The 23,294-nt window shown below is 75.2% G+C and carries 20 protein-coding genes and 1 pseudogene; 16 read left to right on the top strand and 5 right to left on the bottom strand.

Annotated features, from left to right (window positions below; translation table 11 throughout):
• Positions 1 to 166: 166 nt before the first annotated feature.
• From ADK60_RS03695 to ADK60_RS03665, 7 genes are read left to right on the top strand one after another with little or no spacing between them, the layout of a single operon-like run.
• On the top strand, positions 167 to 883 hold the full coding sequence (locus tag ADK60_RS03695) for an AfsA-related hotdog domain-containing protein (protein ID WP_052709698.1): 717 nt from the start codon (positions 167 to 169) through the stop codon (positions 881 to 883).
• Positions 880 to 1,548, top strand: a complete 669-nt coding sequence (locus tag ADK60_RS03690) for a methyltransferase family protein (protein ID WP_107084399.1) — start codon at positions 880 to 882, stop codon at positions 1,546 to 1,548. The genes ADK60_RS03695 and ADK60_RS03690 overlap by 4 nt, the downstream gene beginning before the upstream one ends.
• On the top strand, positions 1,545 to 2,264 hold the full coding sequence (locus ADK60_RS03685) for a nitroreductase family protein (RefSeq protein WP_199839590.1): 720 nt from the start codon (positions 1,545 to 1,547) through the stop codon (positions 2,262 to 2,264). The genes ADK60_RS03690 and ADK60_RS03685 overlap by 4 nt, the downstream gene beginning before the upstream one ends.
• Positions 2,261 to 5,248: a PEP/pyruvate-binding domain-containing protein gene (locus ADK60_RS03680; protein WP_053643205.1), complete on the top strand. Its 2,988-nt coding sequence runs from the start codon at positions 2,261 to 2,263 to the stop codon at positions 5,246 to 5,248. The genes ADK60_RS03685 and ADK60_RS03680 overlap by 4 nt, the downstream gene beginning before the upstream one ends.
• Entirely contained in the window at positions 5,245 to 6,513 is a 1,269-nt protein-coding gene (locus ADK60_RS03675; RefSeq protein ID WP_053643203.1) for a cytochrome P450, read from the top strand. The genes ADK60_RS03680 and ADK60_RS03675 overlap by 4 nt, the downstream gene beginning before the upstream one ends.
• Complete coding sequence (locus ADK60_RS03670) at positions 6,510 to 7,523, top strand: SPOR domain-containing protein (protein ID WP_053643201.1); 1,014 nt, start codon at positions 6,510 to 6,512, stop codon at positions 7,521 to 7,523. The genes ADK60_RS03675 and ADK60_RS03670 overlap by 4 nt, the downstream gene beginning before the upstream one ends.
• Complete coding sequence (locus tag ADK60_RS03665) at positions 7,520 to 8,575, top strand: ketoacyl-ACP synthase III family protein (protein ID WP_053643200.1); 1,056 nt, start codon at positions 7,520 to 7,522, stop codon at positions 8,573 to 8,575. The genes ADK60_RS03670 and ADK60_RS03665 overlap by 4 nt, the downstream gene beginning before the upstream one ends.
• A gap of 123 nt (positions 8,576 to 8,698) precedes the next feature.
• Here the strand turns inward: ADK60_RS03665 and ADK60_RS03660 are convergent, their stop codons facing one another.
• The gene (locus ADK60_RS03660; RefSeq protein WP_053643198.1) at positions 8,699 to 9,385 is read right to left on the bottom strand and encodes an aspartate/glutamate racemase family protein; all 687 of its coding nucleotides are present in this window, start codon (positions 9,383 to 9,385) and stop codon (positions 8,699 to 8,701) included.
• Between the two features lie 225 nt (positions 9,386 to 9,610).
• Here ADK60_RS03660 and ADK60_RS03655 point away from each other — a divergent pair, with 225 nt between their 5' ends.
• The 5 genes from ADK60_RS03655 (at position 9,611) to ADK60_RS03635 (ending at position 15,191) form a co-directional block, all read left to right on the top strand.
• On the top strand, positions 9,611 to 10,777 hold the full coding sequence (locus tag ADK60_RS03655; RefSeq protein WP_053643219.1) for a 4-hydroxybenzoate 3-monooxygenase: 1,167 nt from the start codon (positions 9,611 to 9,613) through the stop codon (positions 10,775 to 10,777).
• Between the two features lie 149 nt (positions 10,778 to 10,926).
• Positions 10,927 to 12,723 carry a methyltransferase gene (locus tag ADK60_RS03650; protein ID WP_079008022.1) on the top strand — a complete coding sequence of 599 codons (1,797 nt, stop codon included), beginning with the start codon at positions 10,927 to 10,929 and terminating at the stop codon, positions 12,721 to 12,723.
• Positions 12,724 to 13,005: 282 nt separating this feature from the next.
• Entirely contained in the window at positions 13,006 to 13,608 is a 603-nt protein-coding gene (locus ADK60_RS03645) for a hypothetical protein (protein ID WP_053643196.1), read from the top strand.
• 36 nt (positions 13,609 to 13,644) lie between these two features.
• Complete coding sequence (locus tag ADK60_RS03640) at positions 13,645 to 14,436, top strand: hypothetical protein (RefSeq protein WP_159400289.1); 792 nt, start codon at positions 13,645 to 13,647, stop codon at positions 14,434 to 14,436.
• An 89-nt stretch (positions 14,437 to 14,525) separates the two neighbouring features.
• Positions 14,526 to 15,191: a class I SAM-dependent methyltransferase gene (locus ADK60_RS03635; protein WP_053643193.1), complete on the top strand. Its 666-nt coding sequence runs from the start codon at positions 14,526 to 14,528 to the stop codon at positions 15,189 to 15,191.
• On the opposite strand, the gene ADK60_RS03630 is transcribed toward ADK60_RS03635, so the two are convergent.
• Both ADK60_RS03630 and ADK60_RS48295 read right to left on the bottom strand, forming a co-directional pair.
• Entirely contained in the window at positions 15,170 to 15,931 is a 762-nt protein-coding gene (locus ADK60_RS03630) for a helix-turn-helix domain-containing protein (protein ID WP_063783032.1), read from the bottom strand. The two genes, ADK60_RS03635 and ADK60_RS03630, sit on opposite strands and share 22 nt — an antisense overlap.
• Positions 15,932 to 16,077: 146 nt before the next feature.
• Positions 16,078 to 16,182: pseudogene (locus ADK60_RS48295) on the bottom strand (IS982 family transposase); the annotation flags it as partial.
• 100 nt (positions 16,183 to 16,282) lie between these two features.
• Here ADK60_RS48295 and ADK60_RS03625 point away from each other — a divergent pair.
• Positions 16,283 to 17,137 carry a class I SAM-dependent methyltransferase gene (locus ADK60_RS03625; RefSeq protein ID WP_053643191.1) on the top strand — a complete coding sequence of 285 codons (855 nt, stop codon included), beginning with the start codon at positions 16,283 to 16,285 and terminating at the stop codon, positions 17,135 to 17,137.
• A gap of 111 nt (positions 17,138 to 17,248) precedes the next feature.
• Here ADK60_RS03625 and ADK60_RS03620 read toward each other — a convergent pair whose 3' ends face one another.
• Positions 17,249 to 18,277, bottom strand: a complete 1,029-nt coding sequence (locus tag ADK60_RS03620) for an EamA family transporter (RefSeq protein WP_079008020.1) — start codon at positions 18,275 to 18,277, stop codon at positions 17,249 to 17,251.
• A 69-nt stretch (positions 18,278 to 18,346) separates the two neighbouring features.
• Between ADK60_RS03620 and ADK60_RS03615 the strand changes: the two genes are divergently transcribed.
• The 3 genes from ADK60_RS03615 to ADK60_RS03605 all read left to right on the top strand — a co-directional run bounded on the left by ADK60_RS03615 (position 18,347) and on the right by ADK60_RS03605 (position 21,775).
• A complete protein-coding gene (locus tag ADK60_RS03615; protein ID WP_053643189.1) occupies positions 18,347 to 19,207 on the top strand; it encodes a LysR family transcriptional regulator in 861 nt (286 codons plus the stop codon).
• Positions 19,208 to 19,400: 193 nt separating this feature from the next.
• Complete coding sequence (locus ADK60_RS03610; RefSeq protein WP_053643186.1) at positions 19,401 to 21,131, top strand: serine hydrolase; 1,731 nt, start codon at positions 19,401 to 19,403, stop codon at positions 21,129 to 21,131.
• Positions 21,132 to 21,307: 176 nt separating this feature from the next.
• Entirely contained in the window at positions 21,308 to 21,775 is a 468-nt protein-coding gene (locus ADK60_RS03605; RefSeq protein ID WP_053643183.1) for a hypothetical protein, read from the top strand.
• Between the two features lie 84 nt (positions 21,776 to 21,859).
• On the opposite strand, the gene ADK60_RS03600 is transcribed toward ADK60_RS03605, so the two are convergent.
• A complete protein-coding gene (locus tag ADK60_RS03600) occupies positions 21,860 to 22,984 on the bottom strand; it encodes a hypothetical protein (protein WP_053643182.1) in 1,125 nt (374 codons plus the stop codon).
• Between the last annotated feature and the right edge of the window lie 310 nt (positions 22,985 to 23,294).

The raw sequence follows: 23,294 nt of genomic DNA, 5'->3' as shown, positions 1-23,294 counted from the left end.
GGTTCATGACAGTTCGTCAGAAGACTTCCGGGGGGAGGGATTCGACCAAGGAGATGGGGTTCCGTCCGCAATTGTCGGCGGATCGGAGCCGGGGCTGGTCGTCCCGGTGGTGGTGGATGAGGAAGACCTCTGTTTCTTCGATCACCCGCTCGACCATGTGCCCGGAATGGTGCTGGTGGCAGGGGTGCTGGACGTCCTCGGGGCCCGGGCACCGGAGTGGGTCGACGCGGACGGTGGCCGGCTACGGCTCTCGATGAGCTTCGACCGGATGTGTGAGCTGGGCCCTCCGGTGTGGCTGAGCGGCGGTCCGATCGCGGCCGACGACGGGCCGGCCTGGGAGTTGGTGGCGCTGCAGGACGGCGAGGCCGTCAGCCGGGCCTCGATCCGCTTCGGCGGGACGCCGGCCCCGGTCCGAGCCGGGCGGGAGACCGGGGTTCCGGCCGACCCCGCGGTTCCCGCCGATCCGACGCTGGTGCACCGGCACCGGCCGGAGAACGTCCTGCTGGGCGGGGCGGTGCGGGTCGAGCGGGCCGCGGTACTGGTGCCGCCACCGGGCCACCGGCTGGCGGGCGCCGGGGTGCACACCCTGGGCGCGCTGGTCGAGTCGGCCCGGCAGATGGCGACGATGCTGGGCCACACGGCCCACGGGCGGGACCTGGACGCGCAGATGCTCTGGCTCTCGCTGGAGGCGGACCTGCCGACCGGCCTGCCGGTGGAGGTGCCGTTGGAGCTGTGGTGGGAGTTCGCACCGGCGCGCGGGGCGCGCGCGGTGTACCGGTTCGCGGTGGTGGATGCGGAGAGCGGCGAGGGGTACGGCCGGTTGCAGATCGGCGTCCACACCCTCAGCCGCGCGGGTTACTTGAAGCGGAGGTCGGCGAAGTGAGTGGGGCGGAACAGGTGACGGGCACGGGCTCGTCCTGGGCGGTGCGGGCGCCGCAGTTGTTGTTCGTCGTCGCGGTGATCGCGGTGGCCACCGGCTTGGTGGTCCACCTGCGGCACGCGGGCGAAGGGGTGGACCTGGTGGCGGCCGTCCTGGCCGCCTGCTACCTGGCGTGGCTGGCGGTCGAGATCCCGGTGACCTTCCGGACCTCCGGTTCGGCGCCGCGCGAGTCGGCGTCGCTGCTGTTCTACGCGACGGCCCGGATCGCGACCGTGTCCGCGGCCGTGCTGGGGCCGCTGCCCTGGGACGAGTGGTCGCCGCTGCTGCTGCTCCCGGCGGCGGTGTTCGTCGGCGGGGTGGTGCTGCGGCAGGTGGCGATCCGCACGCTGGGGCGGTTCTACTCGCACCACGTGACCCGGCAGACGGACCACCAGGTCGTCACCTGGGGCGTCTACCGGTTCATCCGGCACCCCGCCTACGCGGGAATGCTGTCGGCGCACGTCGGCTTCGTGCTGTTCTTCCTGAACCCGCTGAGCGTGGTGCTGCTGGTCGTGCTCGCCGCCGCGATCACCTTCCGGATCCGCACCGAGGAGCGGATGCTGCTGAACATCCCCGGCTACCGCGACTACGCGGCCGGGCACTCCCGCCTCGTGCCGGGTCTCTGGTGAGCGCCTCCGCCCGCCCGCCGCGGGTCGGGGTGCCGGCGACGCCGGACGAACTGCTCACGACCACGCGATCGGTGCGGCTGCGGCTGGACCTGTCACGCCCGGTGGACCTCGACCAGGTCCGCGAGTGCGTGGAGATCGCGCTCCAGGCGCCCAACGGCGGCAACACCCAGCGCTGGCACTGGCTGGTGGTGGTCGAGGAGGGCCTGCGCAAGCGGATCGCCGAGGTCTACCGGCGGTCGTTCGAGGCCCGCTACCCGCCGACCGCCGCCGCCGGGGAAGCGGCGGCGGGCGGGACGTCGGTCGGTGCGGTGTCCGCGGGAGGGGTGTCGGACCGGATGCTGGCCGGCGGCCGGCACCTGGCGGAGCACCTGCACGAGGTGCCGGTGCTGGTGATCCCCTGCCTGGAGCTCGGCAGCCGCCCGCTCACGGCGGCCAACCAGGCGGGGGTGTGGGGCTCGCTCCTCCCCGCCGCCTGGAGCTACATGCTCGCCGCGCGCGCCCGCGGCCTGGGAACGGCGTGGACGACGGTGCACCTGGACGCCGAGCAGGAGGTCGCCGACCTCCTCGGGCTGCCGGGCGACGTGCGCCAGGGGGCCCTGATCCCCACCGCGCACGTGTTGGGGGACGGATTCGGACCGGCGCCGCGCCGGCCGGTGGACAGCGTGCTGCACCTGGACGGCTGGGGCGGCACGGGACGGGGTGGTGGGGGCGCATGACCGAACTCGTGGTGACCGCGGCGACGGACGGCGGCGAGGTGCTGGCCGACGCCGCCCGGGTCGGGAACAAGTTCGCCCGGCAGGAGGTGCTGCGGCGGGCCGGGTTCCGGGTACCGGAGTTCTTCTGCCTGCCCGCCGCCGCCTTCGACGAGGCCCTGGACGCGCTGCGCCCGTCCCTGCCGGCCGAGCCGGTGGACGGCGCCGACCGGGCGGAGGTGGAGAGCTGGTGCGCGGCGGCCCGGGAGGCCCTGGGCGGCGCGCGGCTGCCGGTGGCGCTGGCCGAGCGGATCCGCAAGGAGTTCGCGGCCGTGGCCGGGCCGGACGGCCTGGTCGCGGTGCGGGCGTGCGTGGTCCCGGCCAACGCCGGTGCCGGTGCCAGTGCCGGTGCCGATGACGCTTCCGGTGGTGCCGCCCCGGAGGCCGACGCGGCCGAGGCGATCGGCGAGGACAGCGCGGTCGACCCGTTCGCCGGCATGAGCGACAGCTTCCTCTACGTCGACGAGGACGGCGTCGAGGACGCCGTCCTGCGCTGCTGGGCCTCCGCGTTCAACCCGCAGGCCGTGCGCTACCGGACCCTGCGCGGCCTGGACCCGCTGCGGGCCCGGGTGGCCGTCGGCATCCAGCGGATGGTGCTCGGCAGCCGCTCGTTCGTCGCGTTCACCCGCGACCCGCGCGACGGCGCGGTCCTCCGCGTCGTCGCGGCCGCCTACGGCATCGGCGAGGGCGTCGTCCAGGAGAAGGCGGACATCGACCACTTCTTCCACGACCCGGCCACCGACGAGGTGACCGCGCGGACCGTGCGCAAGCAGTGGTCGATGGGACTGCCCGAGGGCGCCGCCGCCGGTTCGCCGGTGCTGCTGCCGGTGGCCGCCGACCTCGCCGACGTCCCGGTACTGGACGACGACCAGGTGCGCGCGGTGGCCGAGCTGGCCGCGCGGGTGGAGGAACTCTTCGGCGTCCCGCAGGACATCGAGGGCGCCCTCACCGAGGACGGCGTCGTCCACCTGCTCCAGGCCCGCCCGCTGGTCACCGCGCCGCCCACGGCCACGGCCACGGCCACGGCCACGACCGGCACCGGCGCGGCGACCGGTACCGGCCCGGCGACCGCCGCCGCCGCGCCGGAGGAGCCGGGGAGCGCCCAGGTCTACTGGGGCAACCACAACATCACCGAGAGCTTCCCCGGTGTCTCCGGCGCGCTGACCTTCTCCCAGTCCCGCGAGTTCTACCGCCGCTCCTTCACCGACCTCTACCGGCGGATGGGCGTCCCCGAGTCCTGGGTGCGGGACAACGCCCACCGCCTCGCCCGGATGGTCGGCTACCTGGAGGGCCAGGTCTACTACCGGCTGGACGACTGGCACGCCCTGCACGGGCAGATGCCGATGTTCGAACTCGTGCGCCGCGGCTGGGAACAGGCGATGGGCATCACCGGCCCCGCCCGCGGCGAGCGCCGCTGGGCCGCCCCGGCCGTCGCCCTGGCGCTGCCCCGGCTGGCCTGGCGCAGCGCCCTCCACCCGTGGCAGGTGAAGAGCTTCCTGCGCTGGTGGGACCGGCAGATGGCCGAGGCCGAGACCGTCGGCGACTCGCCGGAGGAGCTGATCGCCTTCTACCGGCGGCTCTGGGAGCGCGCCGGCGAGCGCTGGGGCGTCACCCTGGTGAACGCGTTCATCGCGCTCGTCGTGCTCGGCGCGGGCAGCATCCTGCTGCGCCGCTGGACCGGCGAGGGCCCGCAGGTCCTGGTCGGGCTGATGGGCGGCGGGCGGGAGAACCGCTCGCTGGAGGCGGTGCGCGCGGCCATGGGCCTGGCCGAACTCGTCGGCGCCGTCCCCGAGCTGCGGGCCGCCGTGCTCGACGACGCGAGCGACCCCGAGCAGCTGTGGCGGCAGATCGTCGAGGGCCACCACGGTGCCGCCGTCGGCGACGCCGCGCGCGGTTACGTCGCCCGCTACGGCGACCGCGCGCTGCACGACCTGAAGCTGGAGGAGCCCACACCGCGTCAGCGGCCTTGGACCGTGCTCGCGCTGATCCGCCCGCTGGTGCGCCAGGGTGCGACGGTGGCGGCCAGCCGCGCAGACGAGCAGGCGGCCGCCCGCAAGGCCCGCGAACGACTGCGCGAGGTGCTCCCGAACCCGGCCCGGCGGGCCGTCCTGCTCGGCGTCACCTCCCTCGCCCGCGACCTCGCCCGGATCCGCGAGGACACCCGGTTCTGCCGCACCCAGCTGTTCGGGCTGTCGCGCGACGTGATGTGGCGGCTGGGCGCGGAACTCGCCCGCACCGGCGTCCTGGACGACGCGCTCGACGTCGCCGACCTGACCGTGGAGGAGGTCATCGGCGCCTTCGACGGCACCGGCACCGTGACCGACCTGCGCGCCCTGGTCGCGCTGCGCCGCACGCAGCGCGAGCGCTGGGCGAAGAACCCGCAGCGCCCTGCCCTGCTGGGCACGCCCGCCGGACTGCCGCTCGCCCGGGCGCTGCCGAGGGCGAGCGCGGTGGGCACGGCCGCCGCCGTCGACGACGGGCTGCTGCGGGGCATCGGCTCCAGCGGCGGCGTGGTGCGCGGCCGGGCCAAGGTGGTGCTGGACCCGTCCACCGACCCGGACCTCGCCGCCGGGCGGATCCTGGTCGCCCGGGAGACCGACCCGGGCTGGCTGTTCCTGATGATGTCCGCCACCGGCATGGTCGTCGAACGCGGCACCCTGCTGTCCCACACGGCGATCACCGGCCGGCTGCTCGGCGTCCCCACCGTGGTCGCCGTCCCGGGGGCCACCACGGAGATCCCCGACGGCGCCTGGATCGAGATCGACGGCGCGGCCGGGACGGTGCGGCTGCTGCCGCCGTCCGAACAGCCGGAGGAGCCCGAGGAGCCGGGGGAGTCGGACGGGACCACCCCGACCGACGGGACCACCCCGACCGACGGGACCACCCCGACCGACGGGACCACTCCGACCGACGGAACCGCCACCACCGAGAAGGGCGACAGGACATGACCGACGACCCGGCCCGTTTCCCCTTCCCGCCCGCCGGCGACGTGCGCCCGCCGGACGCGTACCACGGCGTGCTGCACGCCCGCGCCCCGCACCCGGTGCAGCTCTCCAGCGGGCAGCCCGCCCTGCTGGTCACCCGGCACGAGGACGTCACGGCGGTCCTCGGCGACGACCGCTTCAGCCGGGCCGGCTACACCGAGCTGGCCCGCCCGCTGTTCGCCCGCAAGACCGAGTCCGTCCTGCTGGCCACCGCCGACGCGCCCGACCACACCCGGCGCCGGCGCGCGATCCTCCCGGCGTTCACCGCCCGCCAGGTCCGCCTGCTGCGGCCGCGCCTGGAGGCCCTCGCCGAGCAGCTGCTCGACGACCTGATCGCCGGTGCCACCGGCGGCGAGACCGATCTGGTGGGCGGCTTCACCGTGCCCTTCCCGATGCGGGTCATCTGCGAGGTGCTCGGCGTCCCGGTCGAGGACAGCGCGATGCTGCGCGCGGAGGTGGACATCCTGATGTCCACCTCCGGTCACACCCGGGAGGAGGTCGCCGCCGCCCAGGCGCGGATGGACGAGTACTTCACCGCCCTGGTCGACGGCAAGCGGCGCGCCGCCGAGGCCGGCACCCCGGCCGACGACCTGCTCACCAGGCTGGCGCTGCGTCCGGACGACGACCCCGACCAGCGGCTGTCCGACCGGGAGGTGGTCTCCCTCGGCTCGGGCATGCTGATGGCCGGCTACGAGACGACCGGCAACTCCTTCGGCATGTGCGTGCTGCTCCTGCTGCGCCACCCCGAGCTGGTGAAGCGCCTGCGCGCTGAGCCCGCGCGGATCCCGGCGGCGGTCGAGGAGATGCTGCGCTTCAGCTCCCTCAACAACACCGGCGGGGCGCCGCACCTGGTGACCGAGGACACCGTGCTGGGCGGCTGCCCGGTGGCGGCCGGGCGGATCGTGGTGCCGCTCACCGACACCGCCAACCGCGACCCGGCCGTCTTCACCGACCCGGACGCCTTCGACCCGGACCGTGCGGACGTGGGCTCCCACCTCGCCTTCGGCTACGGCCGTCATCTGTGCCTGGGTGCCGAACTCGCCCGGGCCGAACTGCAGATCGGCGTCAACGCGCTGCTGCGCCGCTTCGAGGTGCTGGAACTCGCTGTCGCCGAGGACGAGTTGGACTGGCGGCGGACGATGTTCATCAACGGCGTCTGGCAGTTGCCGGTCCGCTGGACGGCGGCCGGTGCCGCGGCGCTCCCCGCCGCGGAGGGGCGGCGGGCGTGAGCCACCCGGCCGCCCGGCCCGCCGCGACGGGGCCGGAGGCGGCCACCGTTCCGGAGGCACCGGCCTCCACCACGGCGGCCGCCGACCCGGGCCCGTTCGCCGTCCGCCTCGGCGCCTTCCTGCGCGGCAGCTTCCCGCTGCCCCTGTCGCTGGTGTTCGCCGGGGTGTGGGCGGTGGGCGCCACCGGGCTGTTCGCCGCCGCCGACGCGCGGGTCGGGCACTGGCGGCCGGGCTGGGGCACGGTGGGCGCCGCACTGACCGTGCTGGTCGACCTGCTCCTCCTGCGGGCCGCCGACGACCTGCGAGACCTGCCGTACGACCGGCGCCACAACCCGTCCCGCCCGCTGGCGCGCGGCGCCGTACTGCCGCGCGACCTGTACCTCCTGTCCGGCGCCGGGGCCGCGTTCCTGCTCCTCCTGAACGCCGGCAACCGGGCCGCCCTGCTGCTGATCGCCGCCCAACTCGTCTACACCACACTGTTGGTGGGGGCCGAGCTGCGACTGGGGTGGCCGCGCGGCGATGCCGTCGTCACTGGCGTCCTGCTGAGCTCCCCGGTCCAGGTGCTGCTCAACCTCTACCTGTACGCGGTGTTCCTGCACGACACCGGGCTGGACGGCGACACGGTCGCGCGGGCCGGGAAGCACGTGCTGCCGCTGCTGGCGGTGATCATGCTGGCCGCCACCCACCACGAACTGGTCCGCAAGGTGGTCCGCGAGCCGGGCGCGCACGAACGCACCTATGTCCGGGTCTTCGGCCTGCGCAGGACCGTCGCGCTCGCGCTCGGCTCCGCCGCCGCGTCCGCCGCGGTGTCGCTGGCGGTGCTGCGGCCGTGGGAGGGCGGACCGGCCGGGTGGGGCTGGCTGGCGCTGCTGCCGGTCGCCGTCGCCGCCCTCGCCGCCCGCCGCTTCAGCCGGACCGGGGCGGCCCGCTGGCCCGTCGGGGCCGTGGTCGGCTACCTGCCGGCCGTGTTCCTCTGCCATCTGCTGATCGGCCTGGGGGGCACTGCGTGAGGACGGAGAACCTGTACATCGCCGGCCTGGCCTCCGAGGTGCCCCGGCGGTGGCCGATCACCGAGGCGGTCGCGGCCGGCCGGCCCGGTGCGGCGGAGGCGCTCGCCGCGGGCTGGACCGGCATCGCGATCGCCGACGACACACCCGCCCCCGAACTGGCCGCGGAGGCGGGCCGGCTGGCCCTCAAGCGGTCCGGCCTGGCGGCCGAGGACGTGTGCCTGGTCCTGCACGGCGGCACCTACCACCAGGGCCCGGAGGGCTGGTACGCCGTCAACTACGTGCAGGACCAGGTCCTCGGCACGGCGGCGCCGGCGATCGGCCTGGACCAGGGCTGCACGGCGATGCTGGACGGCGCCCGCCTCGCGTACGGCTACCTCACCCACGCCCTGGAGGGGTCGGCCGTCCTGGTGACGGCGGCCGACAACTTCGGCACCCCGGCGGGCGACCGGTTCACCTACGCGGACGGCTGGGCCACCGGACGCGGATCGGTCCTGGGTGACGCCGGCTGCGCGGTCCTCCTGTCGGCGACCCCGGGTCCGCTGCGGATCCGCTCGCTCGTCCACTCCTCGATCTCCGCCTGGGAGAGGCTGTACCGGGGCGACGAGCAGATGTTCCCACCGGCCGCGACCGGCGGCACCCGGATGCCGCTGGGCCGCCGGATGGCCGACTACGCCGACAGCTTCCCGGACCGGGACCTGCGCCAGAGCATGGCCCGGCAGCTGATGGAGACCCGCACCGCCCTGGCCCGCCGGGCGATCGAGGAGGCGGGCCTCACCTCGGCCGACATCACCCGGGTCACCCATGTGTTCACCGGCAACCCCCGGTACCTGGAGGGCCTGCTGCGCCCGCTGGGCATCGAACCCGCGCGCGGCATGCTCGACCTGGGCCGCACCCTGGGGCACGTCGCGGCGTGCGACCAGTTCCTCTCCCTGGACCACCTGGTGGAGAGCGGCGAGATCGGCCCCGGTGACCACGTCCTGCTCACCGGCAACGGCGCCGGGATCTCCCTGGCGAGCGCCGTGGTCGAGGTCCTGGAGCGCCCCGGCTGGTGACGGCGCCGGAGTGCCGTGCCCTGCCGTGCTCTGCCGTGCCCTGCCCCGCCCCGGCGGCAGCCGGGCCGGGGCACTCCGCTCAGCGGGTGGGGCCTCCCCGCCGGGTCACGTGAGTCACCGGCGTCACAGTGCGGCGGTGACGGCGGCCTCGGCATGGATGCGGGTGGTGGGGAAGACCGGGACCGCGCTGTCGCCGGGCCCCACCAGGAGCTCGATCTCGGTGCAGCCGAGGATCACGCCCTCCGCGCCCTCCGCGACCAGCTCGGCGATCACCCGGCGGTACTCCGCCCGGGAGTCCTCACGGACCACCCCGAGGCACAGCTCCTCGTAGATCACCCGGTGCACCAGGGCCCGGCCCGCCCGGTCGGGGACGAGGACGTCCAGACCGTGGGAGGCCAGCCGGTCCCGGTAGAAGTCCTGTTCCATGGTGAAGGCGGTGCCGAGCAGTCCGACCCGGGTCACCCCGGCGGCCAGGACCGCCGCGGCCGTCGCGTCCGCGAGGTGCAGCAGCGGGACGGACACCGCGTCGGCCACCTGGTCGGCGACCTTGTGCATGGTGTTGGTGCAGATCAGCAGCAGCTCGGCGCCCGCCGCCTCGACCGCGCGGGCGGCATCGGCGAGCAGTCGGCCCGCCGCCTCCCACTCCCCGGCGGCCTGGAGCCGCTCGACCTCGGCGAAGTCCACCGAGTAGAGCACACACTTGGCGGAGTGCAGGCCGCCCAGCCGGTCCCGGGTGAGTTCGTTGAGGAGGCGGTAGTAGGTCGCGGTGGATTCCCAGCTCATACCGCCCAGCAGGCCTATGGTCTTCATCGCGCCACTCTGCCACGGTCGTCGAGGAGGCGGTGAACCGGATCGTGGGCGGACGGTCGACGTCCATGACCGGAAAGGAAGCATTGTCACCCTATTCACCCATGGGAGTGATTTATGTCGTTTCATGTATCCGACGGTGATTATGATCCACTTTCTGTGACTGAGCGTCAGAACTTCTCGAACACCGACCATGCGGGCCATGGCACGGCCGGCGGGACCACCCAGGTGGTCGTCCTCGGCGCGGGCCCGGCGGGCCTGGTCCTCGCCAATCTGCTGCACCGGGCCGGCATCGACTGCGTCGTCCTGGAACGCGCCGACCGGGCCCGCTTACACAGCCGGGCCAGGGCCGGCTTCCTCGCCGAGAACACCGTCCGGACCCTGGACCGGCACGGCCTCGCCGAGGGCCTGCGCCGCCACGGCCGGCCCCACGCCACCTGCGAGTTCCGCACCGACGACGGCAGCTTCCGCCTCGACTACGCCCGGCTCGGCCGCGGCGAGCGCCACACCGTCTACCCGCAGCAGTACCTCGTCGCCGACCTGCTCACCGCCTTCCTGGACGCCGGCGGGCAGATCCGGTTCGGCACCGAGGCGCTGCGGGTGCTGGACGCCGACGGCGACCGCCCGACCGTCGAGGCGCGCGGGCCCGACGGGGAACCCCTCCGCTGGCGGGCCCGGTACGTCGCCGGCTGCGACGGCCGGCACGGCGCCGCCCGCCGCTCGCTGCCGCCCGGCACGGTCGTCCACCGCCACGACCACGGCCTGTCCTGGCTGGGCCTGCTGGTCGCGGCACCGCCCAGCCTGGACGCGGTCGGCTACGCGGTGCACGAGCGCGGCTTCGCCGGGCACATGGCCCGCACCTCCGACATCACCCGCTACTACCTCCAGTGCGAGCGCGGCACCGTGCCCGAGGACTGGGACGAGGACCGCGTCTGGCACGAACTCGACCTGCGGATGCGCGCCGCGGAACACGGCTCGCTGCACCGGGGGAGCGTCGTCTCGCGCACCGTCGTCGACCTGGAGAGCGACGTCGTCGAACCGCTGCGCCACGGCGCCCTGCTGCTCGCGGGCGACGCCGCGAGCATGCCCACCCCCTCGGCGGCCAAGGGCGCCAACCTCGCGGTGCTGGAGGCGGAGCTGCTCGCCGCCGCCCTCGTCGACGAACTCGCCCACGGCGACGGCCGCGCCCTGGCCGACTACTCCCGGCGCTGCCTGGAACACATCTGGCGCGCCATGGAGTTCTCGCACTGGATGGTCCGGCTGCTGCACGCGGCGCCCACCCCGCAGGGTGTCCCGTCGGGCTTCGACGCGGGACTCCGCCGCGCCCGGCTGGAGGCGCTGCGCACCTCGCGCGCCCAGCAGGACTGGTTCGCCGAGAACTACGTCGGCCTGTGAGCGACACCCCTCCCCGGGCCCAGCACCTCCCCGAGCCCCGACGGCTCCCCGATTCCCGACCGCTCTCCGAGCCCCGACCGCTCACCGATACCCGTCGGCCCATCGAGCAGCACCGGCCGCCGGCGCACCGCACCGAGGACATCCCTGCCATGACCACTCCCGCCATGACCGCCACTCCTGCGCCCGCCACTGTCGCGCCCGACGGCGCCGACGACAGCGCCGACGACAGCACCCGCCTGCGCGTGGCCGCCGACTTCGTCCGCCGCCACGACACCGCCACCCTCCTGCCGCTCCTCCTCCCCGGCCTCGACGGCACACAACTCCACTCCCTCACCCGTCACTTGTCGTTCGCGCACGCCGCCCTGCTGGTGTTCCCGCCCGACCCGGCGACCCTGCGCGCCGACCTCGCCGCCTGCGGCCTGACCGCCGACACCCCGCCGCTCCCCAGTTCCGTCGTCCGCGACCGGCTCGCCGCCCGCCACCGCCGCGACGCCGCCGGACTGGACGTGTCGATCCTGCGCCCCGAGGTGCGGGCGGCGGACGGCACCTGCCGCGCGGTCGAGGTGTTCGCGCTGACCGTCGCACCGGGCTCGGACCTGGGGCCCGTCGCCGAGCACGAGCGGGCCCACCAGCACGAGGCACACCTCGCCTTCGAGGTCCTGCGCCCGGAACCGCTGCTCCTGCGCGGACTGTGCGCCCTGCTCGCCGACCAGGGCGCCGCCCCCGACGGCGGCGGCTACAACCCGCACGAGAACGGCACCGTCCTCTACTTCACCGCGCCCGCCTCCTCCCTGGCCGGGTACCGGCGGGTGGAGCTGTACGCGCCGGGTGACCACCGCGACGTCCTGGCCGGTCACCTGGCCGGTAACCTGACCGGCTACCTGGCCGAGCGCCCCGCCCCCCGTCCGTCCGCTGGCACGCCCGCCGACCAGCCTGCCGAAACGCTCCTGCGCCTGCTGACGGGGGCCTGGGCCACCCAGGCCCTGGCGGCCTGCGCCCGGCTGCGCCTGGCCGACGCCGTCCCGCCGGGGGAGCCGATCGACCGGGCCGCACTGGCCCGCCGCACCGGCACCCACCCCCGCGCCCTGGCCACCCTGCTGCGCTACCTCGCCATGCTCGGCGTGGTGACGGAGGAGGGGGAGCGCGTCCGCCTCACCGAGGTCGGCGCCCTGCTCCGCGAGGACGCCCCGGCCTCGATGCGGCCGCTCGCCCTGATGTACGGCGGGCCGTTCTACCGCTCCTTCGGCGCCCTCGACCACACCGTGCGCACCGGCGAGACCGCCTTCGACCACCTGTACGGCGAGAACCACTTCGACCACTTCGCCCGCGACCCCGAACTCGCCGACCTGTTCGACCGCTCGATGGCCGCCAGCACCCGGATGTTCGACCCCGTCCCCGCCCACCCGGCGCTCGCCGCCGCCGCAGCGCGGCCGGAGGGCGGCACCGTCGTCGACGTCGCGGGCGGCAACGGCGAACTCCTCGCCCGGGTCCTCACCGCCCACCCCGGGCTGCGCGGCGTCCTCCTGGAGCGCCCGCACGCCGTCGAGGCCGCCCGCCGGACCATGGCGGAGGCGGGCTGCGCCGACCGCTGCACCTACCGGGCCGGCGACTTCGCCGACGTCCCCGCCGGGGGCGACGTCTACCTGCTCTCCCGGGTGCTGCACGACTGGGACGACGACCGCTGCCGCGCCATCCTGCGCCACTGCGAGCGCGCGATGCCCGCGCACGCGGACCTGCTCATCGTAGAACGCCTGTTGCCCGCCGACGGATCCGCCTCCCTGGCGACCGCCTGGGACGTCCACATGATGTGCAACGTCGGCGGCCGCGAGCGCCGCGCCGACCACTACGCGGACCTCCTCGCCGCCGCCGGCCTCGACCTCCTCGCCCACACCCCCCTCCCGCTCGACGCAGCCCTCCTCCACGCCCGCAGGCCCACCCGCCCGTAACACCCTCGGGACGTCGGGCGACGTCGGGCGACGTCGGGCAGACGGGCGCCGGCCCGCACCACGCGGTGCAGGCCGGCGTCCGCCCGAACGGGCGTCGGGGGCGGAAAGGCGTTCCCGCCGGTGGCGGCGACGATGTGCGGCGTGATCCTGCCACGGGCGGGTCCGTCCGCCGAAGGGGTCCGTCCCGGCGTTCGCGGCGGCGGAAGGGTTCGCCCGCGAAAGACGCTAGTCTGTCCGCCGCACCATTCATCTGATCATGCATTACACGGGGGTTCCTTCGTCATGCCCGTTTCCAGGAGACTGCTCGCCACGGCTCTGGTCGCGACCGCCACGCTCGGTCTGGCCGCCTGCGGTCCGGACAACTCGCCCGACCAGAGCGCCAAGGGCACCGCCGCGCCGACCGCCGCCGCCACCGCGCCCGCCAGTGCGCCCGCGACCGCGCCCGCGACCAAGGGCGCCGCGCCGACCGCCGCGCCCGCCGGGTCCGCCGCGTCCACCGCGCCCGCCTCCGACGAGCCGGAGGGCTTCTGCACCCACGTGCCGCTGCCCGCCGGCCAGAAGTGGATCTACCCGGTGAAGGGGACCAGCACCACCACCCTCACCTACCGGGACACCAAGGACGCCTGCGGCGTCAACGACGTGTCCTTCGAACCGGTCGGCGCCGACCGGACGGCGGCCTTCGCACCCACCGCCAAGGGGCACCTCAGCTCGGTGATGGCGGCCCCGAAGGACGTCGACCTGGCCGGTGTCGTCAAGCACATCAACGAGTGCCTCACCTCCCCGCACAGCGAGAAGGGCTCCTACCCCTGCTCGGCGGGCGACTACAAGGTGGCCGTCGACGCCTCCGGCAAGGTCACCGAGCTCTGGGAGCGCGCCCACTCCTGACGGGTGGCCAGCCGGGAACGACGAATGGGGAACCTCTTGACCGGACCGACCGCACGGGTCGCATCGGCGGTCCTGGCGCTGCTCGCCCTCACGGCGGGCTGCGCCTCGTCACCGACCTCGTCATCGCCCCCGGCCGCGCCCGCGCCCCCGGCTCCGTCCCCGGCCGCGAGCACGTCGGCCGGGGACGACCAGGCCGCCCCGGCACCAGGGGCGGCCTGGCGCCCGAGCGCCGCCCTGTCCGGGGAACGGCTCGCCGCCGCCCTGCTGCCCGACGCCGACCTGCCGCCGGGCAGCACCGCCGAGGCCCCTGCCGTCGCGTCGACGGCCACCGCCCTGGACCCGAAGGCCGAGGCGGCCGCCCAGCAGCACCCCGAGTGCGCGCCGGTGCTCCGCGCAATGTTCGAGCGACCGGCCGAGTCCGTCCGCCGCTGGTACGTCACCGGGAACAACGTGCTCGCCAACCGGACCCAGATCGACGTGGCCGGGCTCGCCGACGGACGGTCCCGGGAACGTTTCGAGGCGCTGCGGGCGGCGGTGACCGGGGGCGGCTGCACCGGCCTCCGGCTCGACAACGGCAACGGTGGCGTGCAGCTGACGGTCGAACCGGTCCCGTGGCCGGGGCTCGACGTGCCGGCCGTCGGCTTCCGGGTGCGGACCCCCACCGGGGCGGTCACCTCGCCGGGCGGACTCACCCGGGTGTACCTCTGGGCGGCCGTGGGCGACAACCGGGTGCTGTTCCTGACCGCCGACGACACCGCTCACGCCCCTGCCCTGCGCCCGGAGTTGGTCACGCCGCAGCTTCAGCGCCTGCTCGCCGCGGCGGACTGACCCCGGCGGCCGGGGCCGCCGTGCCCCGGCCGCCCGGGCGAGCGATTCGTTCAAGACGTGGCACTGATGCCCGGTCAAGACTGCTGCCCATGACCGAACGCAGTTTCACTCCCGCCGCCGGACGCTTCGCGCCGGTCCGCCTCTACGACCCGGTGGTCGCCCTCACCCGGGAGCGGCTGTGGCGCAGCCTGGTCGCCATGCACGTCGCGCCCCAGCCGGAGGACGTGGTCGTCGACGTCGGCTGCGGCACCGGCTCGCTGGCGGTGCTGCTGAGCCGGGTCGAACCGCGCGCCACCGTCATCGGCGTCGACCCCGACCCGGAGGCGCTGGCCGTGGCCCGGCGCAAGGCCGCCGCCGCGGGTGCCGTCCCGGGCGGCGCCCCGGAATGGCGGCTCAGCATGGGCGACGACGTGGCCGCGATCGTGGGCGCGGGGACGGCCGACACCGTCGTGTCCAGCCTCGTCCTGCACCAGTGCCCCATGCCGATGAAGCGCGCCGTACTGGCCGCGATGCACGAGACGCTGCGCCCCGGCGGCAAGTTGGTGATCGCCGACTACGGCAAGCAGCGCACGGCCGCGATGCGGCTGGCGTTCCGGTTCGTGCAACTGGCCGACGGCAGGGCGGACACCCAGCCCAATGCCGACGGCGTCCTGCCCCGGCTGATCGCGGAGGCGGGCTTCGAGAATGTGCGGGAGAGCGAGACCGTCGCGACGCTGACCGGCTCCCTGTCGCTCTACGTGGCCAGTCGGCCCTGACCGCCAACGGGGCGCGGGGCCGGGTGCGGGGCCGGGCGCGGGGCCGTACGCAGGGCCGGGAGCACCGCGGCGGGCGTCAGCCCCGTCATCTCCCGCATCCGGCGGCCGAAGTGCGCCTGGTCCGCGAAGCCGCCGAGGAGGGCGGCCTCGGCCGGGGTGCTGCCCGCGCGCAGCGCGTCGGCCGCGCGGGCCAGCCGCCGCCAGATCCGCCACCGTGCCAGCGGCAGGCCCAACTGCTCCTGCGCCAGCGCCCGCAGGCGCTGCGGGGAGAGCCCGACCTGTGCGGCCAGACCGGCCAGCGGGAGGGTGTCGTCGTCGCCGGCGGCCTCCATCGCCGCGCGCAGCCGGGGGTCGACCCGGGCCGAGGGCAGCGCCCCGGCGGGGCGGACCTGTTCCTCCCGCAGGCCGCGCCACTGCGGCGCCACCGTGATGCCCCGGCCGCCGGGGGTCCGCAGCCGGTCGGCGAACGCGCAGTGCGGGTCGATGAAGTAGGTCACCAGCTCCCGGACCGGCGCCATCCGGTGGCGCACCATCGGTGCCACCACCAGCGCGGCACCGCGGTGCCGCACCCCGTCCCCGTCGGTGGCCGTCACCGTGGGCACGGGGTCGGCCGTGCCGGGCGCGAAGGCGACCTGGAAGGCCGCATGCCGGTGGGCGTGACTGTCCGCGAGCGGTCCCCGGTACAGCGCGTACCCCGCCCCGACGACCAACCGGGGCCCCGTCCCCTCGCCGTTCTCCACCCGGCCGATCCTGCCAGAGCCGGTCCGGCCGCGACACCGTCTCACGGCCGGTGGGGGACACCGACGCCCCGTGGCGAAGGGCTCGCTCCCCGTCCGGGCCGGGCCGGGTCGCGCCCCGTCCGCGCGGGCGGGCGTGCCGTCCGCCCGGCGTCGGTCGGCCTCGGCGGCCGGCCCCACCTCCGAATTCCCGTCGGAGAGTCATCGATCTCCACGTAGAGTGCGGTCGCGAGGGACTTGGCAGTTGTCGTCACGAACGAACCCACGAGGGCCCTCGCTCCATGCGCCCGAAGACTTCGGACCTGCTCGTCCGGCGCCGTTCCACGGACGGCCCGGCGGTACCGGAAGGATCCCGTGAACGCGACCGAACTGACAGCGAAGGCAGCCTCGATCGCGGCCGCCATGGCCACCGCCGACGCGTCCCCCGGAATCCAGCCGGCCCAGACCCGCTACCGGGCCTCACTCGTCTCCGGCTGGGACATCCCGGCCGGAGCGTCGGTCCTGGAGGTCGGCTGCGGACAGGGCGACACCACGGCCGTCCTCGCCGAGGCCGTCGGACCGCGGGGCCGGGTGGTCGCCGTCGACATCGCCGATCCCTCGTACGGTGCCCCGGTCACCCTGGGGCAGTCGGCGGAACACCTCAAGGCGACGCCGCTGGGCGCCCGCATCGATTTCCGCTTCGGCCTGGACGTCCTCGACGAGGCGGTCGCCTTTCCCGACGGCGGGTTCGACCACGTGGTGCTGGCGCACTGCTCCTGGTACTTCGGCTCCCTGGACCAGCTCGCGGCCACCCTGGCCCGGGTCCGCCGCTGGGCGCGGAACCTGTGCTTCGCCGAGTGGGACCTCGAACCCCGCTCTGCCGAACAACTTCCCCACCTGCTCGCCGTCCTGGTCCAAGGCCAGATCGAGGCGGGCGGCTCGCGGGGCGAGGGCAACGTGCGCACGCCGTTCTCGCGCGAGAGCCTGCTGCGGACCCTCGCGGCGACAGGCTGGAACCCCGCCCCGGCGCGAGCCGTCGACACGACCGACCTCCAGGACGGCGACTGGGAGGTGGACGCCTGCACGGCACTGCTCGACGACGCGCAGCGGATGACCCGGCTTCCGCGGACCGTGAGGGAGCTGGTGCTGAGCCAGGGCGACGTGCTCCGGTCCCTGGCGAAGCAGCACGGCAACACGCCGCTGCCGGCCTACTCGCTGACCGCCTGCTGACCGCTCGCCGACCGCTGGCCGACCGCCCGGCCGAGCGGTCGCCGCAGCGGCGGGCCGCTGCCGCGGCGTCGGTGCAGAGCCCGGCGGTCAGGTCGGCGGTCAGATCGGCGGTCAGGTCGTCCTCGTCGTATCCCCAGATCGGCCAGGACGGCCCGGACAACGGCTGGCGCGAGCCCGAGGACCTGCTCGTCCGGGGGCGCCCGCCCGGACCGCGCCCGCGCCGGCCGCCACCACCAGGACCACCGCCAGGCACTGGGCCGCCGACAGTTCCTGCCCCAGTACCAGGAATCCGGCCAGCGCCCCGACCGCCGGGGCCAGCCCGGTCAGGACGGCGAAGGCCGGTGCGGACAGGCGGCGCAGTGCCAGCAGCTCCAGCGAGTACGGCAGCCCCGAGGACAGCAGCGCCACCGCCAGCCCGAGCCCCAGCACCCCGGGTTCCAGCAGGGTGGCGCCGGCCGAGCCGATCCCCAGCGGCAGGCTCATCAGCGCGGCCACCGTCATCGCCACCGCGAGCCCGTCCAACCGGGGGAAGCGCCGCCCCGCCCGGGCGCCGAGCAGGATGTAGGCGGCGCACATCGCGCCCGCGCCGAGCGCGAACCCCGCACCGGCCGGGTCGAGCCGGTCGAAGCCGTCCCGCCCGAGCAGCAGCACGCCCGCGAACGCCAGCCCCGCCCACAGCAGGCCGGCCGCCCGCCGGGCGGCGACGACCGACATCAGCAGCGGCCCGATCACTTCCAGGGCCACCGCCGGGCCGAGCGGGATCCGGTCGATCGCCTGGTAGAAGAGGATGTTCATCCCGCCGAGCGCGACTCCGTAGGCGCCCGCGACGGCCCAGTCCCTCCGGCCGTACCCGCGCAGCCGGGGCCGGCAGACGGCGAGCAGCAGGACGGCCGTGATCGTCACCCGCAGCGCGACCGTGCCCAGGGCGCCGGCCCGGGGGAACAGCAGGGCGGCGACGGCGGAGCCGAACTGCACCGAGAGGGTGCTCGCCAGCACCATGCCGACACCGGCGGCACTGCCCGCCCGGGCGGGCGCGGCCACCGTCCGGAAGGGCCTGCCGGTCTGCCGGAGGCCCGCCGCGAATTTCGGCGGTGCTCCCACCGCCGTGATCCCTGAAGTCGTGTTCGTCGTGCTCGTCATGCCCTCCACGCTAGGAATTCGCCCCCGGTGCGTGAAATGCCGATCCGACGGCGGTTATGCTCCCCAGGCATGACCATCGAGCTGCGCCACCTGCGCGCCTTCCTCGCCATCGCCGAGGAAGGGACGATCACCCGTGCCGCGCTCCGCCTGCACATCGGCCAGCCCGCCCTGTCCCGCACCCTGCGCCAGTTGGAGAACCACCTGGGCACCCGCCTGGTCGACCGCTCCACCCACCACCTGGAACTGACCGCCGCCGGCCGGGCCTTCCGCGACCGGGCCGCCGCCGCCCTCGCCGCCGTCGACGTCGCCCTCGACCCCCGCGCGCTGACCGTCCTCCCGCTGCGCCTCGGCCACCCCTGGCCGGCCCTCGGCGAGTACACCGTGCCCCTGCTGCGCCGCTGGGACCGGGAACACCCGGGCCAGCCGCTCGAACTGCGCCGGATCGACGACCGCACCGCCGGCCTCGCCCGGGGCCGGTCCGATGTCGCCCTGCTGCGGGGCGAGGTCACCGAACCCGGGCTGGTCACCGAACTGCTGCTGGAGGAGGAGCGGGTGGCGGCCGTCCCCGCGGACAGCGAGCTCGCCGGGCGGGCCACCCTCACCCTCGCGGACCTCGCCGCCCGGCCGGTCGCGCTGAACACGGTCGCCGGCACCACCACCCTCGACCTCTGGCCGGCCGGGGCCAGGCCCCCGGCGACGATCGAGGTCGACAACACCGACGAGTGGCTCACCGTCATCGCCGGGGGCCGCGCCGTCGGCGTCTCGACCGCGGCGACCCCCCGGCTGCACAGCCACCCGATGATCGCCTACCGGCCGCTCACCGACGCCCCGCCGGTGCCGCTGTTCCTCGCCCGGCGCGCCGACACCCCGCCGCACCCGGCGGTCCCGGCCCTGGTCCGCCTGATCCGCGAGCTGCTGTCCGGCACCTGACCGGGGCCGGGGCGCGCCCCCCGTCGGCGCCCACTTCCGCCCCCGTCGGCCCGCGCCGCCGGACGGGTGGATTGCGGACGCCCGGGCGCGCGGCGGGAGCGGGCGCCGGACGGGGCGTCGAATACTCGCGCCGTGAGGCGGACGGCGGCGCCGCCGGATGCGGGCCGCGCCGCCCGGACGAGGGAGGATCCCGATGCATCGTCACGGCGCACCCCGGCGGACCGCCGCCGGGCCCGGCCGGACCACGCCCCGCCCGCTGCCGCGCGGCACCGGGCCCCTGCTGGCGGCCGGTCTGCTGCTGGGCGGCCCGCTGCTCGGCGGCTGCACCTCGGCCTCCGGCGGCGATCCCGAACCCGCCCCCACGAGCCCCGCCTCCACGAGCCCCGCCTCCCCGTCCTCCGGCGGCGCTTCGACCACCGCGGCGTCCGCCCCGGCCACCGCGCCGCCGCGGCAGCCCCCGGCCGAGCTGACCGAGGACCAGGTGAACGCCGCCGTGGCCCGGATCGACGGCTACGCGCAGAACGCCCTGGCGAAGACCGGGGTACCGGGGCTGGCCCTCGCCGTCGTGTACAAGGACAAGGTGATCCACGCCAAGGGCCTGGGCGTCCGCCAGCTCGGCAAGCCGGAGACGGTGGACCAGGACACGGTGTTCCAGCTCGCCTCGTTGTCCAAGCCGATCTCCTCGACCGTGGTCGCCGGGGTGGTCGGCCAGAAGGCGGTCAAGTGGGACGACCCGGTCACCGCCCACGATCCCGGCTTCGCCCTGGCCGACCCCTGGGTGAGCAGCCATGTGACGATCGCCGACCTGTTCGCCCACCGCAGCGGTCTGCCGGACCACGCCGGCGACCTGCTGGAGGACCTCGGCTACCAGCGCGACTACATCCTGCAGCACCTCCGGGAACACCAGCTGGCGCCGTTCCGCGCGAGCTACGCCTACACCAACTACGGCCTGACCGAGGCCGCCGTGGCCGTCGCCAAGGCCAAGGGCGCGGCCTGGGAGGACCTCGCGGCGGACGTGCTCTACAAGCCGCTGGGGATGAACTCCACCAGCTCCCTGCGCTCCGCCTACGACAGCGCGGCGAACAAGGCGACCCCGCACGTGCGCGACGCCGCCGGCTGGCAGGTCAGCACCACCGAGAACCCCGACCCGCAGGCCCCGGCCGGCGGGGTGAGCTCCAGTGTGCGGGACCTCGGCCGGTGGATGCGGCTGCAGCTCGCCGACGGCACCTTCGAGGGCAAGCAGATCGTCGACCCGGCGGGACTGAACGAGACCCGGCTGCCGCAGACCGTCTCCAGCCCGACCACCGAGCCCGCCGGCCGGACCGGCTTCTACGGCCTGGGCTGGAACGTCAGCTACGACGCCGAGGGCCGGCTGCGGCTGAACCACTCCGGCGCCTTCTCGCTGGGCGCGGCGACGGTGGTGACCCTGCTGCCGTCCGAGCAGCTGGGAATCGTGGTCCTGACCAACGGCCAGCCCACCGGCGTCCCCGAGGCGGTGGCCGAGGAGTTCTTCGACCTCGCCCAGAACGGCCACGAGACGGTCGACTGGCTGGGCTTCATGGGCAAGGTGGTGCCCGCCGCCGCCCAGAGCCAGGCCTCGCCGACCGACTACGCCTCCCCACCGGCCGGAGCGGCCCCGGCGAAGCCGGACAGCGCCTACCTCGGCACGTACGGCAACGACTACTTCGGTCCGATGACGGTGAGCTCCGGGGACGGCGGCGGGCTGGTGATGAGCCTGGGGCCGGACAACCTGCGCTTCCCGCTCCAGCACTACGACGGCGACGTGTTCAGCTTCCGGACCCGGGGCGAGAACGCCGCCGGCCTGTCCGGGGTGACCTTCGCCGTGGGGGCGGACGGGAAGGCCGCCACCGTGGTCGTCGAGCAGTTCGACCACGACGGCCTCGGCACCTTCACCCGGAGCTGAGGCCGCATCACGCCGCCACCCGAGGGAGGCGCCCAACTCGCCGACACACCAAGGGAATCGGGACTCGTGAACCGGTTCCGGGCCGGCGCCGGGCGCGGTACCCTGGCCGCCCCCGCGGCAGGCGCGGGGCGGTAACAGGGTGGCGGGTGGGGCAGTTGTCCTTGCAGGAGCGGTACGTGGCGACCATCGGGTGCCGGGTGAGCGTCCAGACCGATCTCGCCTCGACCACGGTCCGGTGGAGCCTCGGCTCCGGGGCGCCCGGCGGGCCGTCGCGGCCGAAGGAAGGCGACGAGGTGATGCCCTTCACCTGCCACCGCTGCCGGCGCACCATGAGCGTCACGGTGGAGAGCCTGGCCAAGGCCCGGCTGAAGAAGCGCGTCTACCTCGCGGTCGGCTGGCTGCTCCTGCTGTCCCTGCTGGTGACGGTCCCGATGCTGGTCCACCTGGGCGGCCAGACGTCCGACGAGAACGACGACAGCGGGGCGGCCGTGGTCGGCCTGCTCTTCCTGCTGAGTTTCCTGGGCTTCGTCCTCGGCTTCACCTTCGCCGCGCTCGGCCACAAGTACGAGGGTGTCAAGAAGCTCCGCTACATCCGGCCGGACGGCCGGGGGACGGTCTGGGTGAAGGGGCACCGGCTCTTCTGACCGGCCTTCCGATCGGCACCCGGCCGGGCACGCGAGGTTCCTCGCGGCGCGCGGTGTTCCTCGCGCGCCCGGCCGTCGGCGCCGCTAGAAGGCCGAGGTGTAGGCGGTGAAGAAGCGGGACGCGATCGGTGAGCCCGAGCCGTTGAAGCACAGCGGGAACAGGTTCACCGTGCCCGCGCTGCGGTTCCAGGGAGTGGCCAGCCCGCAGTAGTCCGGGCCGGGGCCGAAGGCCGTGACCTGGGCGGTGTCCGAGGGCACCGCGACGTTCGGCAGGTTGACGGTGTAGGGCACCGAACCGGTGAGGGTGTTGGTGGCCCCGGAGGAGTTGTAGTTGGCGCCCGGAGGGAGACCGCCGTTGAACCAGAGGTAGCCGAAGGAGTTGGGCGGGAACGCCGGGCCGTGCACGGCCCGCTTCTCCGCGTAGCTCAGCGTCCAGCGGGTGTTGTACGGCGCGTTGGCCGCGTTGAAGCAGGCGACCACGACGGTCTGGCCGGTGGCCGAGGGCGACCAGTCGGCGACCTTGCAGCGGGCGCCGGCCGTCGCGTCCACGGCGGTGACCTCGAGGTTGCCGACCGGGGTGGCCTGGCCCAGGCCGGGCAGCCAGACCTTCCAGATGCCGGTGCCGCCGGGGCCCACCGTGTTGGTGCCGCCGGCCGAGTTGTACTGGGTGACCACCGACCCGGTGGGGTTGGCGAACACGTAGCCGTAGCTGCCGGCGGGCGGGGACGGCACGCCGCTGCTGGTGGTGTAGAGGACGGTGAACCGGGTGTCCTCGGGCGCGCCGCCCGGGCGGTAGCAGCCCACCGCGACGTCCTGGCCGGTGCCGACCGTGCCCCAGCCCCGGACCTGGCACCAGCTGCCGGTGCGGCCGACGGCCGTCACGTGCGCGATGCCGCCGGGCCCGGCGATCAGCGGGAAGTGCACCACGTAGGACCCGGTGCCGACCTGGTCCACCTTGACCGGGTTGGTGGCCGGAGTGGGCCAACTGCCCCACTGGCGGCTGGGGTCGGGGACGTACCCCAGGGGCGGGGCCGGGTTGTCGAGGTAGGCGAAGCCCCAGCGGTCGGGCACCGCGGCACGGGCCGGGCCGGCTGCCGGGAGGCTGACGCCCACCAGGGCCGCCAGGACGGCGAGGACAAGGAGCAGGGCGCGGACGGCGCGGGCGGCGCCGACGGGTCTGACCGGTGGTGCGAAGGTACCGGCGTGCATGGGCATACCCCTTGGACGGTGAGGAATCACGGGTGGCCTGCGCGGTGCTGCCCGCACTGCTGCTCCGCCCTGGCCCCTCGGTGGGGCCGGCGCGCGGCGGCCGACGGGGCGACGGTCCCTCAGGGAGGACCGGTGCGGTCCGGCGTCGGCCGGCAGTGACGGGGTCGGGGGTCAGGCCCGACGGCGCTCACATCGTAGGGGCGTGCCGGGCGGTGGCACAGGCCCCCGGCACGGGCCGCCCGGTCCGCCGTCGGCCGTTCGCACGGCGGCCGTCCAGCACCTCATCCGCCCCCGGCGGCCCGCCCCGCCC

The sequence above is a fragment of the Streptomyces sp. XY431 genome, assembly GCF_001279805.1.
Taxonomy (GTDB): Bacteria; Actinomycetota; Actinomycetes; order Streptomycetales; family Streptomycetaceae; genus Kitasatospora; species Kitasatospora purpeofusca.
The sequence above is the reverse complement of the archived record's forward strand: the minus strand, read 5'-3'. Positions and strand labels throughout refer to the sequence as shown.